General features: G+C 59.6%; 13 protein-coding genes. 8 read left to right on the top strand and 5 right to left on the bottom strand.

Annotated features, from left to right (window positions below; all coding sequences use genetic code 11):
- Positions 1-229: 229 nt before the first annotated feature.
- The 3 genes from JI721_RS10045 to JI721_RS10035 all read left to right on the top strand — a co-directional run bounded on the left by JI721_RS10045 (position 230) and on the right by JI721_RS10035 (position 2496).
- A complete protein-coding gene (locus JI721_RS10045) occupies positions 230-532 on the top strand; it encodes a hypothetical protein (protein ID WP_274454748.1) in 303 nt (100 codons plus the stop codon).
- Between the two features lie 174 nt (positions 533-706).
- The gene (locus tag JI721_RS10040) at positions 707-1381 is read left to right on the top strand and encodes a response regulator transcription factor (protein ID WP_274454747.1); all 675 of its coding nucleotides are present in this window, start codon (positions 707-709) and stop codon (positions 1379-1381) included.
- Complete coding sequence (locus JI721_RS10035) at positions 1378-2496, top strand: sensor histidine kinase (RefSeq protein ID WP_274454746.1); 1119 nt, start codon at positions 1378-1380, stop codon at positions 2494-2496. Before JI721_RS10040 ends, JI721_RS10035 begins: the two co-directional genes overlap by 4 nt.
- A 75-nt stretch (positions 2497-2571) precedes the next feature.
- On the opposite strand, the gene JI721_RS10030 is transcribed toward JI721_RS10035, so the two are convergent.
- From JI721_RS10030 to tyrS, 3 genes are all read right to left on the bottom strand, one after another.
- Positions 2572-3387, bottom strand: a complete 816-nt coding sequence (locus tag JI721_RS10030) for an ABC transporter permease (RefSeq protein WP_274454745.1) — start codon at positions 3385-3387, stop codon at positions 2572-2574.
- Positions 3384-4412 carry an ATP-binding cassette domain-containing protein gene (locus tag JI721_RS10025; RefSeq protein WP_274454744.1) on the bottom strand — a complete coding sequence of 343 codons (1029 nt, stop codon included), beginning with the start codon at positions 4410-4412 and terminating at the stop codon, positions 3384-3386. Before JI721_RS10025 ends, JI721_RS10030 begins: the two co-directional genes overlap by 4 nt.
- Positions 4413-4589: 177 nt before the next feature.
- The gene (gene tyrS, locus JI721_RS10020; RefSeq protein ID WP_274454743.1) at positions 4590-5849 is read right to left on the bottom strand and encodes a tyrosine--tRNA ligase; all 1260 of its coding nucleotides are present in this window, start codon (positions 5847-5849) and stop codon (positions 4590-4592) included.
- Between the two features lie 229 nt (positions 5850-6078).
- On the opposite strand from tyrS, the gene JI721_RS10015 reads away from it, so the two are divergent.
- The 4 genes from JI721_RS10015 to JI721_RS10000 are packed head-to-tail and all read left to right on the top strand — an operon-like array spanning position 6079 to position 9440.
- A complete protein-coding gene (locus tag JI721_RS10015) occupies positions 6079-6825 on the top strand; it encodes a phosphocholine cytidylyltransferase family protein (RefSeq protein WP_274454742.1) in 747 nt (248 codons plus the stop codon).
- Positions 6818-7660 carry a CDP-alcohol phosphatidyltransferase family protein gene (locus tag JI721_RS10010; protein WP_274454741.1) on the top strand — a complete coding sequence of 281 codons (843 nt, stop codon included), beginning with the start codon at positions 6818-6820 and terminating at the stop codon, positions 7658-7660. Before JI721_RS10015 ends, JI721_RS10010 begins: the two co-directional genes overlap by 8 nt.
- A gap of 27 nt (positions 7661-7687) precedes the next feature.
- Entirely contained in the window at positions 7688-8938 is a 1251-nt protein-coding gene (locus JI721_RS10005; protein ID WP_274454740.1) for a glycosyltransferase family protein, read from the top strand.
- A gap of 16 nt (positions 8939-8954) precedes the next feature.
- Positions 8955-9440 (top strand): NUDIX domain-containing protein, encoded by a 486-nt coding sequence (locus JI721_RS10000; protein ID WP_274454739.1) that lies wholly within the window; start codon positions 8955-8957, stop codon positions 9438-9440.
- Positions 9441-9509: 69 nt separating this feature from the next.
- Here JI721_RS10000 and JI721_RS09995 read toward each other — a convergent pair whose 3' ends face one another.
- Together JI721_RS09995 and JI721_RS09990 are read right to left on the bottom strand one after the other, a co-directional pair.
- Positions 9510-11081: an acetate--CoA ligase gene (locus tag JI721_RS09995; RefSeq protein ID WP_274454738.1), complete on the bottom strand. Its 1572-nt coding sequence runs from the start codon at positions 11079-11081 to the stop codon at positions 9510-9512.
- Positions 11082-11109: 28 nt separating this feature from the next.
- Positions 11110-11724, bottom strand: a complete 615-nt coding sequence (locus JI721_RS09990) for a TetR/AcrR family transcriptional regulator (protein WP_274454737.1) — start codon at positions 11722-11724, stop codon at positions 11110-11112.
- 799 nt (positions 11725-12523) lie between these two features.
- Here JI721_RS09990 and JI721_RS09985 point away from each other — a divergent pair.
- Positions 12524-13924, top strand: a complete 1401-nt coding sequence (locus JI721_RS09985) for an MFS transporter (RefSeq protein WP_274454736.1) — start codon at positions 12524-12526, stop codon at positions 13922-13924.
- Positions 13925-14504 lie beyond the last annotated feature (580 nt).

Here is a 14504-nt window from a genome sequence, read left to right as displayed (position 1 = left end):
CGGTGTGACCATCAGCCCCCGAGCAGCCAACATATTATGGCAGTCTGAAGTCGCGGACTTTAGTATCCTCGCAGTCAATGTACCCTCGGTACAGCCAGCTTGGAGGGACTTCTTCTTTATGTCCAGGGACCCGAACGGGACATGGCGCATCCAGGGCATCATGGATGGGCCCCTGACCGATCCACAGTCCGTTGACACCTTGTCCCTTCCCATGAAGAAGGCGACGCAGATGAAACTCAGCATCCCGTCAATCGGACGCGCCTGGGCATTTGAAAACGGACACTACGCCGTTGTGGTTGTTGAAGCCGGCAATGTACCCATTGACCCGACAGCCTATCGAGAACTGCCCACTCGTCATGGTGTCGGGCTGTATCAATGGTCAGACGGCGCCTCCACACTGTCCTATTCTGACGCCGGAAAACGCATCTGGATAGCAGGAAATATCAAGCAGGAAGATAGTCAACGATTCGCCAATCGCCTGCCGGAAGTGACGTCTGCATTTTTTCCACTCCGCAGCCAGTCTGGTAACTAGGGAACTGATAAAACGGACTGATCCCGGCCTTCACGGTTTCTTCACACTGTGTTCATATTGAACCTGTAACGTGATGAGAGAATCGGCCAAGGGCTTTGCACCGTTCTGTCTGCGGGCGAATTGGACAGGTTCGGGCACACTGGCCGTGAATCACCCGAAGGGCTGTGATGAGCAATGGCCGTCATACTCGTTGTAGACGATGATGCACACATTCGCGAATTGGTGCGCCATTATCTCCAGAGAGAAGGCTTTGAAACGCTGGAAGCGGAGGATGGCATCGCGGCGCAAACCATCCTGCAGGAACGCAGCGTCGACCTCGTCGTGCTGGACATCATGATGCCGGGCATGGACGGGTGGGACTTGTGCGCCGAGATCCGCCAATACAGTTCCATCCCGATTTTGATGCTGACTGCGAAGGGAGAAACCGTGCAGAAAGTGAAGGGGCTGCGGCTTGGTGCGGACGACTACATGGTGAAACCGTTTGACCCGGACGAGTTCATTGCGCGGGTGCGCGCCTTGCTGCGACGGTACCAGATTGCCACAGAGCACGTGGTGCAAGTGGGCAATGTCCTGTTGAACGGAAAGGCACACGCCGCAACCTGCAACGGGGTTCCGGTCCCATTACCGCCGAAAGAATTTGACTTGCTGTTCAAGCTGGCCAGTTATCCAGGGCATACCCTGTCGCGAGATGAATTGATTGAACAAATTTGGGGATATGACTTTGATGGCGATGAACGCACCGTGGACGTCCATATCAAGCGCCTGCGGGACAAGTTTGCGGAAGAAGCGTGCGCATTTCGCATCGTGACCGTTCGCGGACTGGGTTATCGCTTGGAGGAACACGCATGAACAAACAGAAGACCGTAACCGTGCTGCGGCAGGCCTGGCACATCACCTACCGCGTCGTCTTCATGATGGCCGCGCTGTTCTGCATTTTCACCCTGTCGTTCTTCATCACCACATGGCTGTCTGCCTGGCTGCATTGGCACCTCGCCGCGTACCCATCCCAGTTGGTGAGCTTTGGCATCTCGTTCGTGTTGTTCATCCTCTGCGGCCTGACCATGCGTCTCATCTTCGAGCCGAGGCAGCACGTCGTCTGGCAGTCGATGGTCGATGCCTTGTCGCACATGGCCAAAGGCAACTTTGACATTCACCTCGACGTCAACATGATTCGCGAACCCGGCGGAGACCAGCACCCGTTTCGCCTTCTCGTCCACAGCATCAACGATATGGCGCAGGAGCTGGCTCAACTGGAGCAGATGCGCCAGGAGTTCATCTCCAACGTCTCCCACGAGATTCAGTCTCCGCTCACGTCCATTCAGGGGTTTACATCCGCCCTTCGCACGGGTGACTTGTCCCCGGAGCAGCACAACCGCTACCTGGAAATCATCGAAGCAGAAAGCAAGCGGTTGTCGAGACTCAGCGACAACCTCCTGAAGTTGACGTCACTGGAATCGGGCTACCACCCGTTTCATCCCGAAACCTTCCGGCTCGACCGGCAGCTTCGCAACACGGTGCTGGCGTGTGAACCGGCCTGGCTCGGCAAGGACATTCAAATCGACCTGTCAGTGCCGCCGATTGAACTCATCGCCGATCGAGACCTGTTGAGTCAGGTGTGGGTGAACATCCTGTCGAACGCCATCAAGTTTACGCCCGAAGGCGGAACCATCACTATTTCAGCGGAGGTTTCCGAAGCGGACCAAGTCGCGGTTCGCGTGGCCGACACTGGCATCGGCATAGCCGCAGACGATCTCGACCGCATCTTTGAACGCTTCTACAAAGCGAACAAAGCGCGCAGCAGCGGCCGGATGTCAGGCGCCGGACTGGGGCTGTCGATTGTGAAGAAGATTATCGAACTCCATGGCGGTACCATCGCCGTAGCGAGCCGCCTTGGGCTCGGTTCCACCTTCACCGTCACCCTGCCCAGAACCCCGGATGGTCACGGGGCTGCCACCCAGCCGTGAACTTCGCTTGGCGACAGGCCCCGCCGAAACGATTGCACGAACCTCGTCACACCCCCGCTTGCCGACACAACCTCGTCAGGTCCGGCGCATATAGGCACGGACCGTCAGCGGCGCGAAAATCGCCACAATAACAGCGGCACCAATCAGTGAGATGGCAAGGTCGCTGCCGATGGTCCCCGTGTCGGCAAGATTCCGCACTGCAGTCACGAGGTGAGAGACCGGGTTGAGATTGACGAACCGCTGCAGCCAGTGCGGCATCGTCTTCACCGGGACGAAGGCGTTGGATAAAAACGTGAGCGGAAACAGCACCAGCATCGAGATGCCTTGGACACTGGACGCGGTTCGGGCAATCACTCCAAAGAAGGCGAAAATCCAGCTCATCGCCCAGGAGCACGCAATCACCAAGATGCCCGCGAGAGCGACATGACCCAGCCCGCCGCCGGGCCGATACCCCATGACGTACCCCATCGCAAACGTGAGCACCGTTGCGATGGTGTAGCGAACGGTGTCTGCCAGCAGCGCCCCCGCCAGCGGCGATATGCGCGCGATGGGCAGTGACTTGAAGCGGTCAAATACGCCCTTGTCCATGTCCTCCCGCAATTGAACGCCCGTGACAATCGACGTGGTGATGACGGTCTGCACCAGGATGCCAGGAATAATGACGGGCAGGTAGTTTGCCACATTTCCCGAAATCGCGCCGCCGAAGATGTACGTGAACATCAACGTAAAGATAATCGGCTGCAGCGTCACGTCAAACAGCTGCTCCGGTGTACGACGAATCTTCAGCAGGCCCCGATACGCCATGGTGAGCGAGTTGCGAAGCGACTGCCCCAGGCTGGTGTGGTTTTTCAGCTGGCGTTCTGCGCCAGGCACAATGAACTGGCTGCTCATGCCTGCATCGCCTCCTCATGGGTCGGGTCATCGGATTTGCCGGCGGGATCATCCGCCACGCCGTGGCCCGTGATGGTCAAAAACACTTCATCCAGGGTCGGTTTTTGCACGCTCATCTCCGCCAGCCCAATCCCCGCCTCGCGAAGGGCGACGAGCAGGTCGGTGACCCGGTCCGCGTTCGCCATGGGCGCCGTGATTTTCCCCGCCTCCGGAGACACGATGGCACTGACTCCCAGTACCCGCTCCAGTGTCTGACAGACCTGCGGAATGTGTTCGTTCTGCCGCACCCGCAGCTGCAACGACGACGTGCCGACGGACATCTTCAATTCATCGACGGTGCCCTCGGCGACGACGCGTCCATGGTCGATCACGGCGACGCGATCGGCCAATTGGTCGGCTTCGTCGAGGTACTGCGTCGTCAAGAGCACGGTGGACCCTGTCTTCACCAACCGGCGAATGGTGTCCCACATCTGGGACCGAGTACGCGGGTCAAGCCCTGTGGTTGGCTCATCCAAAAAGATGAGCGGCGGCTGCGCAATCAAGCTGGCGGCCAAATCCAAGCGCCGCCGCATCCCGCCGGAAAATTTCTTAAGCGGACGTTTTGCCGCTTCTGTCAGGCCAAACTCCTCCAGCAGTTCGGCCGCTTTGCGTTTGGCCTCCGCCCGCCCCAAACCGAGCAGGCGCGAGAAAATCACCAGATTTTCCGTTGCGCTGAGGGTCTCGTCGACAGACGCGTACTGCCCAGTCACGCCAATCAATTGGCGCACCACCTGCGGTTCACGCACCACGTCGTGTCCAAAAATGCGCGCGGTGCCTGCGTCTGGCCGCAGCAGCGTCGCCAGCATCCGGATGGTGGTGGTTTTCCCTGCCCCGTTCGGGCCAAGGACGCCGTAAATGGTTCCGGTCCGAACCTTCATATCAACACCGTCGACGGCTCGGTTGTCGCCGAACTGTTTGACCAGCCCTTGCGCCTCCACGGCCCAGCCCGAATGCTGCAGCCGCTCTGTTTCCTGTATGAGACTCATTGCCACTCCTCCTGTCTAGCCATTCCAATCGAGCACATCAGTACAGTACCCTACGATTGTGAACTGAACATGAATAAACACAGCGGCCCCCGGGCGCAAACTGCGCTTGTCCGAGGGCCGAACGGGCGTGGGTCGAGTTGCAGCGTGCAGCGCGCGATGCAGCGCATGGCCGCTTGGTCACACGAACTTCAGCAGGAAATACTTCTTCTTGCCCCTGCGAATCACGAGGTACTTGCCGCCAATCATCTGTTCAAACGAAAACACGTGCGCCACGTTGTCGATTTTCTCGCCATTGACGTGGATCGCGCCGTTCGTCACGTCTTCTCTGGCTTGACGCTTCGATGGACAGGCTCCGCTGGCAATCAGCACACTGACGATGTCCTTCGGGTGGTCGACACTCACTTCGGCAAACGGAACCCCCTCGAAGACATCCTGAATCTCGGCCTCTGTGAGCCCCTGAATGTCCCCGCTGAACAGGACGTTCGACAAGTGCATCGCGCGCGCGGTCGCCTCAGCGCCATGCACGAGCTCTGTCACATGTGCTGCGAGGGTCTTTTGCGCCTTGCGCGCCCCCGGGTTGGTCTGGACTTCTTGTTCCAGCGCCAGAATTTCCTCCTTGGACAAGAACGTGAAGTACTTGAGAAAACGCACCACATCGTCGTCAGAGGTATTCAGCCAGAATTGATAAAACTGATATACAGAGGTTTTCGACGCATCGAGCCAGATGGCCCCCGACTCCGTCTTGCCAAACTTGGTACCATCCGCCTTGGTCACCAAAGGCAGCGTCAAGCCATACGCCTGCGCACCCGCCACGCGCCGGATGAGGTCGATGCCGCCGACGATATTCCCCCACTGGTCGGAGCCGCCGATTTGCAAGGTACACCCGTGGCGTTGGAAGAGCTGCAGGAAGTCGTTCGCCTGCAGCAGCATGTAACTGAATTCCGTAAACGAAATCCCCGTTTCGAGGCGAGCGGAAACCGATTCGCGGTTGAGCATCGTGTTGACACTAAAGTGCTTGCCGATGTCCCGCAGAAAGTCGATGACCCCCAGCTCACGCGTCCAGTCGTAGTTGTTCACGACCATGCCGGGATTGTGTTCTGCTGCAAAATCAATGAACCGGGACAGCTGCTCCCGAATCCGCTGTGTCCACTGAATCACGGTGTCTTGACTGTTGAGCGTGCGCTCTTGCTTCTTGCCGCTTGGGTCACCAATGAGCCCTGTCGCCCCGCCCACCAGTGCGATGGGTTTATGCCCCGCCAGTTGAAAGCGGCGCAGTGCCAGAATCGGCAGCAAACTGCCAATATGCAAACTGTCCGCGGTGGGGTCAAACCCGACATATACGCTGATGGACTCCTGCTTCAGTTTCGCTTCCAGCTCATCCCGGTCGGTCACTTGGAACAGAAGTCCTCGAAACTCCAGGTCCTCCAGTAAATCCACGGTAGAAACTCCTTTCGGTATCTTCATTGGTTGCATTATCGCACAGCTTGCCGTCGTTTGCATGCGCTGCAAAATCCGGCACCCATCAGGATTGTCGGTAAGATTTCGATTTGAGTGAGCCGAAACCCTCTCGGTTAGATTTTCAGTGAGTGATGGCAGGGGCTTGACTATAGCAGCCTTCCTTAGGTTAAATGAAGAGATGATGTCGAATCTACGGAGGTTGTTTCCCTTGCCTTGCAACCATGCCATCATTCTCGCAGCCGGGCGATCTATGCGCCTTCGCCCCCTCATTGATGATAAACCGAAGTGCTTGCTGCCCATGGGCCCCAAGACCATTCTCGACTGGCAGCTGGAGTCGCTCCAGGCGGTCGGTGTGCATCACATCACGCTGGTCGTCGGGTATCGGCGCGAGATGATTCAGGACCACATTCGCACGCACTACCCGCACCTTGACGTGCAGTACGTCGAAAACCCGGACTTTGCCACCACCAACACACTGTTCTCGCTGAAACGAGCACTTGATGCGCACCAGGGCGACTTTTACTACTTGAACGCAGATGTTGTGTTTGAGTCTTCCATCCTGAAGCGCCTCGTACCAGGGGATGACGGCGGGTATCTTGCAGTGGACTGCAAACAGTGCCGCGAAGAAGAAGTCAAGGTCCTGGTTGACGGCAGCGCCGTGCTGGAAATCGGCAAACACCTCGACCCATCTGCCTGCTACGGAGAATTCATCGGCGTGGCAAAGTTCTGCGGGTCGTTTGCCGACCGGTTTCGGGCATCCGTCCACACAGAGGCCGTACCTGGCAATGAAATGCAGTTCTTTGAATACGCCCTTGACCAAATGCCGGACAAGACCGGCTTGACCACGGTGGACATCACGGGCCTGCCCTGTGTCGAAGTCGACTTCCCGGAGGACTACGAGTATGCGGTGAACCAGGTGTTGGCGACGTTCAAGGCGGTCGGTCACGATGCCTGACCAGAACGCGGCCGCGGTCGGCCACAACCGCGGTGACCGGCAAGAGACGGAGTTGACGGAGTTCCAGAAGATTTACCGCTGTGCCAAGCGGCCGATTGACATCTGGACCAACTATCTCTACTACACCATCTCCCTGCGCATCGTGTACCTCGTCCGTAACGTGCGCGCCGTGACGCCCAACGGCATCACCCTGTTTTCGCTGTTTCTGGCGCTCGTCGGATGCGTCTTTTACGGCCTTGGGTCCCGCCCGGATGTGGTCACTGGGCTCATTCTCGTGCAGGTTTCCTATGTCTTCGACTGTGCGGATGGGCAGTTGGCGCGCTATCGCAAGCAGTATTCGTCCATCGGCGGATGGCTGGACATGATTGCCGACCGCGTGAAAGAGTTTGCCGTCTATTTCAGTCTGGCGTACGGATACACGCGGCTGCATCCAGGCGCTGCCCAGGTGTGGATGTGGGCGATGGTTGCCTTGTTTGCGCTGTACGTCCTGGAATACTACGGGCAGGTGTCGATGTTCAAGGCGCCGCCCCGCTCCGCCAATCCAGCGGATATGTCGCAGCCGCCAGACCTGCGCGACGAAGCGCGGTCAGCCGCGGCCCCGTCACCGGAACGCGGCACGCCGTCCGAGGACGATTCCTTCACGCGCATGCAGCGCTGGCGCAGCTTCATCCCCTTTCGCGGCTTTATCATCGGCGAGCAGTACTTTGCGATGCTGGTGTTCCTTGCATTCGGCGCGATTTATCCGTACTTCGTCTTCGTCGCGGTGCTCGGTCTCCTGATGTGCGTCTACCGTCCTGTGGTCCAGGCGGTCAAACATCGGCGCGCCGCGTTGTAAGACGTTTGTTCAAGGAGTTGTGTGGTGATGACAAGTGGGGTTTCAATCACACGTGACGCGACGGCCGTGCAGCATCAGCCAACGCTGGTGCTGACCTCCGCCGTCCCCTGGGACGGCATCTTTGCCCGGGCGCAGCATGTCGCGACCGGCCTGGCCAAACAGGGGTGGGACGTCCTTTATGTGGACGGGCCCTTGACGTGGCTGAGTCCGCTGAAAAACCGTGATCTGGCCGGAAGATTGGTGCCGCGGACGCCCGTCCGAACAATTCCGCTGCACAGTGTAAGCGACGGACAGCCTGCGAGCACGGGCGGGCTGCGGGTGCTCTCTCCACTCGCGCAGATCCCGTTTGGCAATGTGTCACGCCGCATCAACCGCTTCAACCAGCGGATGCTCGCCCTCCAGATTCGGGCTGCGGTGCCCGGCCCGTGCATTCTTTTGTCCATGCTCCCTGCATCGGTCGACCTGCTCCCCTTTCTCCACCCCGTCGCATCGCTGTACGACTGTGTGGATTTGCACAGCGAGTTCAAGGGATTCATCAAAAAGGAAGTTGTCGATCAAATGGAACAGGACATGGCCAGCGTCAGCCGCGTGGTCTTTGCGACGGCCGAGACGCTCCGCGCGCGGATGGCGCGGTGGCACGCCGATGTGCGCATCCTGCCGAACGCGGCCGAGATCGACCACTTTGCCGCCACTGCCGACGCGCCGGTTCACCCGTTGCTGCAGGACATTCCATCGCCGCGGATCACGATGATTGGCGGCATTGGCAGCTGGATTGACCAGGGCTTCCTGTGCCAGCTTGCAGAGGCGATGCCCGAGGCGCACATCGTGCTCATCGGTCCCATCGAGACGGACGTTTCCGCCCTGGAACAGCACGCCAACATCCACTTACTCGGACGGCAGCCGTACACCGAACTGCCGCAATTCCTGGCTGGGAGCGACGCAACGCTGGTGGCGTTCCGCGTGGACGACCCTGTCGCGCAAAGCGTCAACCCGGTCAAAGGGTACGAATACATCGCGGCCGGCAAGGAGGTCGTCGCCACCCCCATTCCGGAAATGCAGAAGCTCGGCGACGTCCTCTGGCTGGCGGAAACCGGTGCACAGGCGGCCGCCGTCATCCGGCGCATTTTGGCGGGCGAACGGCGTGTCACGGACGCCGCGGCACGCGCCGAATTTGTCGCCAACAACTCGTGGGCAGCGCGTGTCGCCGAGATCGACCGCGTGTTGCGCAGCATCGTGCCGCACACCGCCACGGCGCCCGAACAGCGTGATGTGTCCTGAAGGAGGAGTGGTCGAGTTGTCCCGGTATTTCAATCAGTTAATTCCCAGCAGCATCGGAACGGTCGTGGATGAAGCGGGGCGGTGCCTGATGATTCAGCGGACCAAAGAGCCCTACATCGGCAAATGGGCGATGCCGGGCGGAAAAATTGAGCTCGGGGAGCATCCGGAAGCGGCCATCGTTCGGGAGTTCGAAGAAGAAACGGGCCTGGTCACCTGTGTCGACCGCTTCGCCGGCGTGGTGTCCGAAGTGGTTCCGGTGCAAGGCGGCCTCAGCCACTTTTTGATGTACGTGTTTCGCTTGAACATCGTGGGCGGGGAACTCCGGGAGAGCGAGGAGGGCCCCCTCCGGTGGATGGCGCAAGGCGAGATCCGTGATGAAGGCATCCCATCCGACGCCTTCATCACCTCGCAGCTGATTTTTTGCGATACACCCGACGCGCCGCGGCTCCTCTCACTGACCTCGACAAATGAGGGATATCAAGTGGACGGATTGTACCGCTGAGGATTGAGGCCGGGGCGTGTACCCCCCGTTTGGACAGCGGCGGCTGCGGCGCGTGACCATTCTATTTTTCTATTTTGCCGACTCCAGCTTCGCCCGCTCCCGCTGGCGGAGTTCGATGCGGCGAATCTTGCCGCTCGTGGTCTTGGGCAGGCTGTCGACAAACTCGATGGCCCGCGGATATTTGTACGGCGCGGTGACCTGCTTGACGTGCTCTTGCAGCGCTTCGACGATGCCCGGTTGATTCGCGTCCTCCGGCTTGCGCAGCACCACGTAGGCCTTGACGATGTGGCCGCGTTCCGCGTCGGGACTGGCGACCACGGCGCATTCTGCCACTTTGGGGTGTTTCACCAGCGCGTCTTCCACTTCGAAGGGTCCAATCGTGTACCCCGCCGAAATGATGATGTCATCCGCACGCCCCTCGAACCAGAAGTAGCCGTCTTCGTCCATCCGCCCCTGATCGCCTGTGATATACCAGTCACCCCGAAACGCCCGCTTCGTTCGCTCTTCGTCATTCAGATAGCCTTTGAAGAGTGCCGGGAATGACTTGTGCACCGCGATGTGCCCAATCTCCCCCGCCGGCAGCTCGTTGCCGTCATCATCGACGATGGACACGCGCATGCCGGGGAACGGTTTCCCCATCGATCCCGGCCGCACCTCCATGTCCTGCAGTGTTCCCACCAGCAGGCTGTTCTCCGTCTGTCCGTAGCCGTCGCGCACGGTAATGCCAAACTCCCGGCGGAAGGTGTCAATCACCTCCCGGTTCAGCGGTTCCCCAGCAGAACACGCAGACCGCAGCGAGAGTTGATACTGGCCCAAATTGTCCAGCTTCGCCATCATGCGGTACTCGGTTGGCGTCGCACAGAGGAGGGTGACCTGATACTTCTCCATCAGCTGCAGATACACGTCCGGCTGGAATCTGCCCTGGTACACAAAAGCCGTCGCACCGTTGCCAATCGTGGCCACAAACGGGCTCCACACCCACTTCGCCCAGCCCGGACCGGCCGTGGCCCACGCAATATCCGACGGCTTTGCATCGAACCAGTGTGTCCCGGCAACCGCCAAATGCTCGCGCGGCCACCGGTAGGTGTGCATCACACCCTTGGGCCCGCCCGTCGTCCCGCTGGTGTACGACAGGAACGCCAAGTCATCCTCTTGCATGTCCGGAATTTCATGCGCATCGGATCCCAGGTCCATCACACTGGCGAGATCGGTCCAACCGTCCACGGGACTGCCGACGCTGAACAAGTGCGACAGCTGCGGACACGCCTCCCGAATCGCGTTAACGCTTTCAGTCAAGGTCGCATGGGCGATTACGGCCGTAGTATTCGCGTGCTGGACCCGGTACTGGATGTCCCCGGCACGCAGCATTTCCGACCCAGGCAGAATGGTGGCCCCCAGTTTCAACAGCGCCAGGTAGACCACGTAAGGCTCAATCCCGCGCGGAAGCAGAACCAGCACACGGTCGTGCGGTTTCAGCCCCACACGCGCCAGACCGCTGGCGAGGCGATTGGTCTGTTTGCGCAGCTGTCCGTACGTCATCCGGTGCTCGGTTCCATCCGGTGCTACACAGAGAATCGCCAGTTTATCAGGATACTGCGTGGCATAGTGATCGACTTCTCGTCCAAAGTGGTAGTTGCCCATCCTCCGTCCCCCTCCGCTTGCGTGCCGCTCAGCCTGGAAAAAAGGTCAAACACAGTTGTTCCAGAAACGACTCGGGCGAATAACCACGTACCTCCCGTTGGAACAGATACGAATCGTTCTTCAACGCCATCAATAATAGATCCGCCTTGAACACATTGTTCCGCTCAGCCGCTTCCCCCGCCTTCATCTCGTTGAATAGTTGTACGACAATTTCATGTAATTGATTATACACTGGACTTTGCGATTTGTACGAACGCCCAAGCGCTGAACCCGTCTGCTCCACACCCGCCAACAGCTGCAGCTTCTTCTCGCGAAAGCGGATGAACAGGGCGATGACCCCTTTCATCCGCTGGGCAGGCGGATCTTCCTGATGGGCCCGCAAGTACGTCTCAATGTCTTTAAACAGAACATCCACGTTGTCCCTGATCAAATCCAGGCACAACTCACTCTTATTTCTGTACCGACGGTACAACGTGCCCGAACCAATGCCCGCCTCCGTGGCAATTTGATTCATACTTACCTCTGCCACCCCATGCCGATCAAACAGTCGCAGCGCGGCATCCAGGATGCGTTTCCGATTTTCCGCCGCATCGCGGCGTTCCGTGCGAGTCTGGGTGCCACCTGTGTCCTTCGCCGTATCCATGCTGTATCCAGCCCCATCTCTCCATTTTGAAGTCGATTGATATGTTTAACACGATTAAAGCCCGTTGAGCGTGTTGATAGATGATGCGCGTTGACCTGACTGATTCAGCGCGTTGACATGACTGATTAATCGCGTTGACATACGGAGAAGTCTCCGCTTATAATCAAACAAGCTGCAACGAACCGGGGAGTTCTCCGTTTATTATAGCGGAATTCGCATTATGATACACGCCCCGGCGGAACAATAACGCACATTCTCCAGTGGAACCCGGGCCTGGTAGTATCGAAGCGGGCGGTGCGGCGGAGGGCGGTGCGGACGGTGGCCGAAGGTAGGAAAGGTGCCTTAAACGCCGCGATCCGGCCCAGCGGGTGGTGGCCGAAGGTAGAAAAGGTGCCTTAAACGCCGGGATCCGGTCCCGCGGGTGGTGGCTCAAGGTACGAAAGGTGCCTTAGGCGCCGGCTCCGGCCCTGCGGGTGGTGGCTTAAGGTAGGAAAGGTGCCTTAAACGCCGGGATCCGGTGGCGCGGGTGGTGGCCTAAGGTAGGAAAGGTGCCTTAAGCACCGGGATCCGGCCCAGCGGGTGGTGGCCTAAGGTAGGAAAGGTGCCTTAAGCGTCGCGATCCGGCGCCGCGGGTGGTGGCCTAAGGTAGGAAAGGTGCCTTAAGCACCGGGATCGAGCCCCGCGGGTGGTGGCCTAAGGTAGGAAAGGTGCCTTAAGCCCCAGCACCCGGCCCCGCCTTCCGAACCGCGCCCGAAGCATCGACGCCCAAACGAGCAGCCTGCGAAGGAGTTAACGCCTCATGTCAGATGTTATCGCAGATACCAAGCCTTTTTCATGGAGATTCGTGTCCCCCCTGTACATGGGCTCGACGCTGAATCCCATCAACAGCTCCCTGATTGCCACCGCCCTGGTGCCCATTGCGGCTGACTTACGGGTCTCGGTCGCACAGACGACGATGCTCGTCACGGTGTTGTATCTCGCGAGCGCGATCGCACAGCCAACGGCTGGCAAGCTGGCTTCAGAGTTCGGACCCCGCAAAATCTTTTTGATCGGGATCGTCATGGTACTGCTCGGGGGGCTGGTGGGCGGATTCGGACAGGACTTGACGATGTTGGTCCTTGCGCGGATCCTCATCGGTCTCGGAACGTCGACCGCCTACCCGTCGGCGATGCTGCTGATTCGCCTGCGCGCGGAGTCGGCAGGCATGTCCAAGCCGCCCGGGAGCGTGCTGGGCGCACTGCAGATCGCGGGCGTTGTCACAGCGGCAGTGGGCCTCCCGATTGGCGGCGTCCTTGTCGAAGCGTGGGGATGGCGCACCACGTTTTGGGTGAACATCCCCTTTGCGGTTGCCGCGTTCGCGATGGCCGCACGATGGATTCCACGCGATGCGGCGATGCGGGACAGCCGGACGTTCAGCGAAGTTTCATCACGCATTGACCTGCCAGGCATCATCGGGTTTGCCGCAGCCTTGGCCACCCTGCTGATTTTTCTCTTCTCCCTGCCAGTACCCAATTGGGTGTTTCTCGGCTTGAGTGTTGTGCTGGGCGCCGTCTTTGTCTGGTGGGAACTGCGCGCAAAGCACCCGTTTATCGATCTGCGTCTGCTCGCCGCAAACCTTGCGCTCACGCGCACCTACTTGCGCTTCGCGGCCCTGACGTTGTGCATCTACACGGTGCTGTACGGGGTGACGGAGTGGATCGGAACCGCCCGCGGAGCCTCCTCCATGGAGACCGGCCTGCTGCTCCTGCCGATGAGCGGCCTCTCCGCCCTCGTCGCAGGTCCCATCTCCAAACGGAACCTCGTGCGCGGACCGCTGATCGTCTCTGCACTCTCCTCGATCGCGGCGTCCATTGGCATCCTTCTGTTGACCACAGCCACCCCCATCATCTGGATCCTGATTACGACGCTCATTTTCGGTATCACGATGGGCACCATGGTCAGCGGCAATCAGACCGCACTCTATCTACAGGCATCCACCGACCAGATTGGCACAGCTTCCGGGCTCTTTCGCACCTTCGGCTACGTTGGTTCCATCGCGTCCTCGGCCATCATTGGCATCATTTTTCACAAGCGGGTCTCCGACACTGGAATGCACCACATCGCCACCATCATGATTGTCATGAGTGCCTTCGCGCTCCTCTTGACGATCGCCGACCGACAACTCAATCCGCACAAAAAGGAAACGTCCGCTGCTTCTTGAACCGGCTTTCGGGCGGGGGGTCGGCCGGGGGGGGGGTTCGGGCGGGGGGTTCGGCCGGGTTTTCGTGCGTCTTAAGGCAGGAATGGCGCCCTAAGGCCGACACACCGTCCGCCCCCGGCCTCCGATAAGGTAGGAATGGTGCCTTAAGGCCGATACACCACCAGCCCCCGGCCTCCAATAAGGTAGGAATGGCGCCTTCGGCGGCGCGATCCGAGGACGATCCCGGCGGCTTAAGGCAGGAATGGTGCCCTAAGGCCGGCACACCGTCCGCCCCCGGCCTCCAATAAGGCAGGAATGGTGCCTTAAGGCCGCACACCACCAGCCCCCGGCCTCCAATAAGGTAGGAATGGCGCCCTAAGGCCGGCACACCATCCGCCCCCGGCCTCCAATAAGGTAGGAATGGTGCCCTAAGTCCGACACACCGTCCGCCCCCGGCCTCCAATAAGGTAGGAATGGCGCCTTCGGCGGCGCGATCCGAGGACCATCCCGGCGGCTTAAGGTAGGAATGGCGCCTTAAGGCCGACACACCACCCGCCCCCGGCCTCCAATAAGGTAGGAATGGTGCCTTAAGGCCAGCACC

It is taken from the genome of Alicyclobacillus cycloheptanicus (assembly GCF_028751525.1).
GTDB classification, from domain to species: Bacteria; Bacillota; Bacilli; order Alicyclobacillales; family Alicyclobacillaceae; genus Alicyclobacillus_L; species Alicyclobacillus_L cycloheptanicus.
This window is presented reverse-complemented; position numbering and strand designations above follow the sequence as displayed.

Bases quoted from the DNA above. Each gene is read 5' to 3' on its own strand.
- JI721_RS10045 (WP_274454748.1), top strand. From the start codon at position 230: ATGAAACTCAGCATCCCGTCAATCGGACGCGCCTGGGCATTTGAAAAC.
- JI721_RS10040 (WP_274454747.1), top strand. From the start codon at position 707: ATGGCCGTCATACTCGTTGTAGACGATGATGCACACATTCGCGAATTG.
- JI721_RS10035 (WP_274454746.1), top strand. From the start codon at position 1,378: ATGAACAAACAGAAGACCGTAACCGTGCTGCGGCAGGCCTGGCACATC.
- JI721_RS10030 (WP_274454745.1), bottom strand. From the start codon at position 3,387: ATGAGCAGCCAGTTCATTGTGCCTGGCGCAGAACGCCAGCTGAAAAAC.
- JI721_RS10025 (WP_274454744.1), bottom strand. From the start codon at position 4,412: ATGAGTCTCATACAGGAAACAGAGCGGCTGCAGCATTCGGGCTGGGCC.
- JI721_RS10010 (WP_274454741.1), top strand. From the start codon at position 6,818: ATGCCTGACCAGAACGCGGCCGCGGTCGGCCACAACCGCGGTGACCGG.
- JI721_RS10005 (WP_274454740.1), top strand. From the start codon at position 7,688: ATGACAAGTGGGGTTTCAATCACACGTGACGCGACGGCCGTGCAGCAT.
- JI721_RS09995 (WP_274454738.1), bottom strand. From the start codon at position 11,081: ATGGGCAACTACCACTTTGGACGAGAAGTCGATCACTATGCCACGCAG.
- JI721_RS09990 (WP_274454737.1), bottom strand. From the start codon at position 11,724: ATGGATACGGCGAAGGACACAGGTGGCACCCAGACTCGCACGGAACGC.
- JI721_RS09985 (WP_274454736.1), top strand. From the start codon at position 12,524: ATGTCAGATGTTATCGCAGATACCAAGCCTTTTTCATGGAGATTCGTG.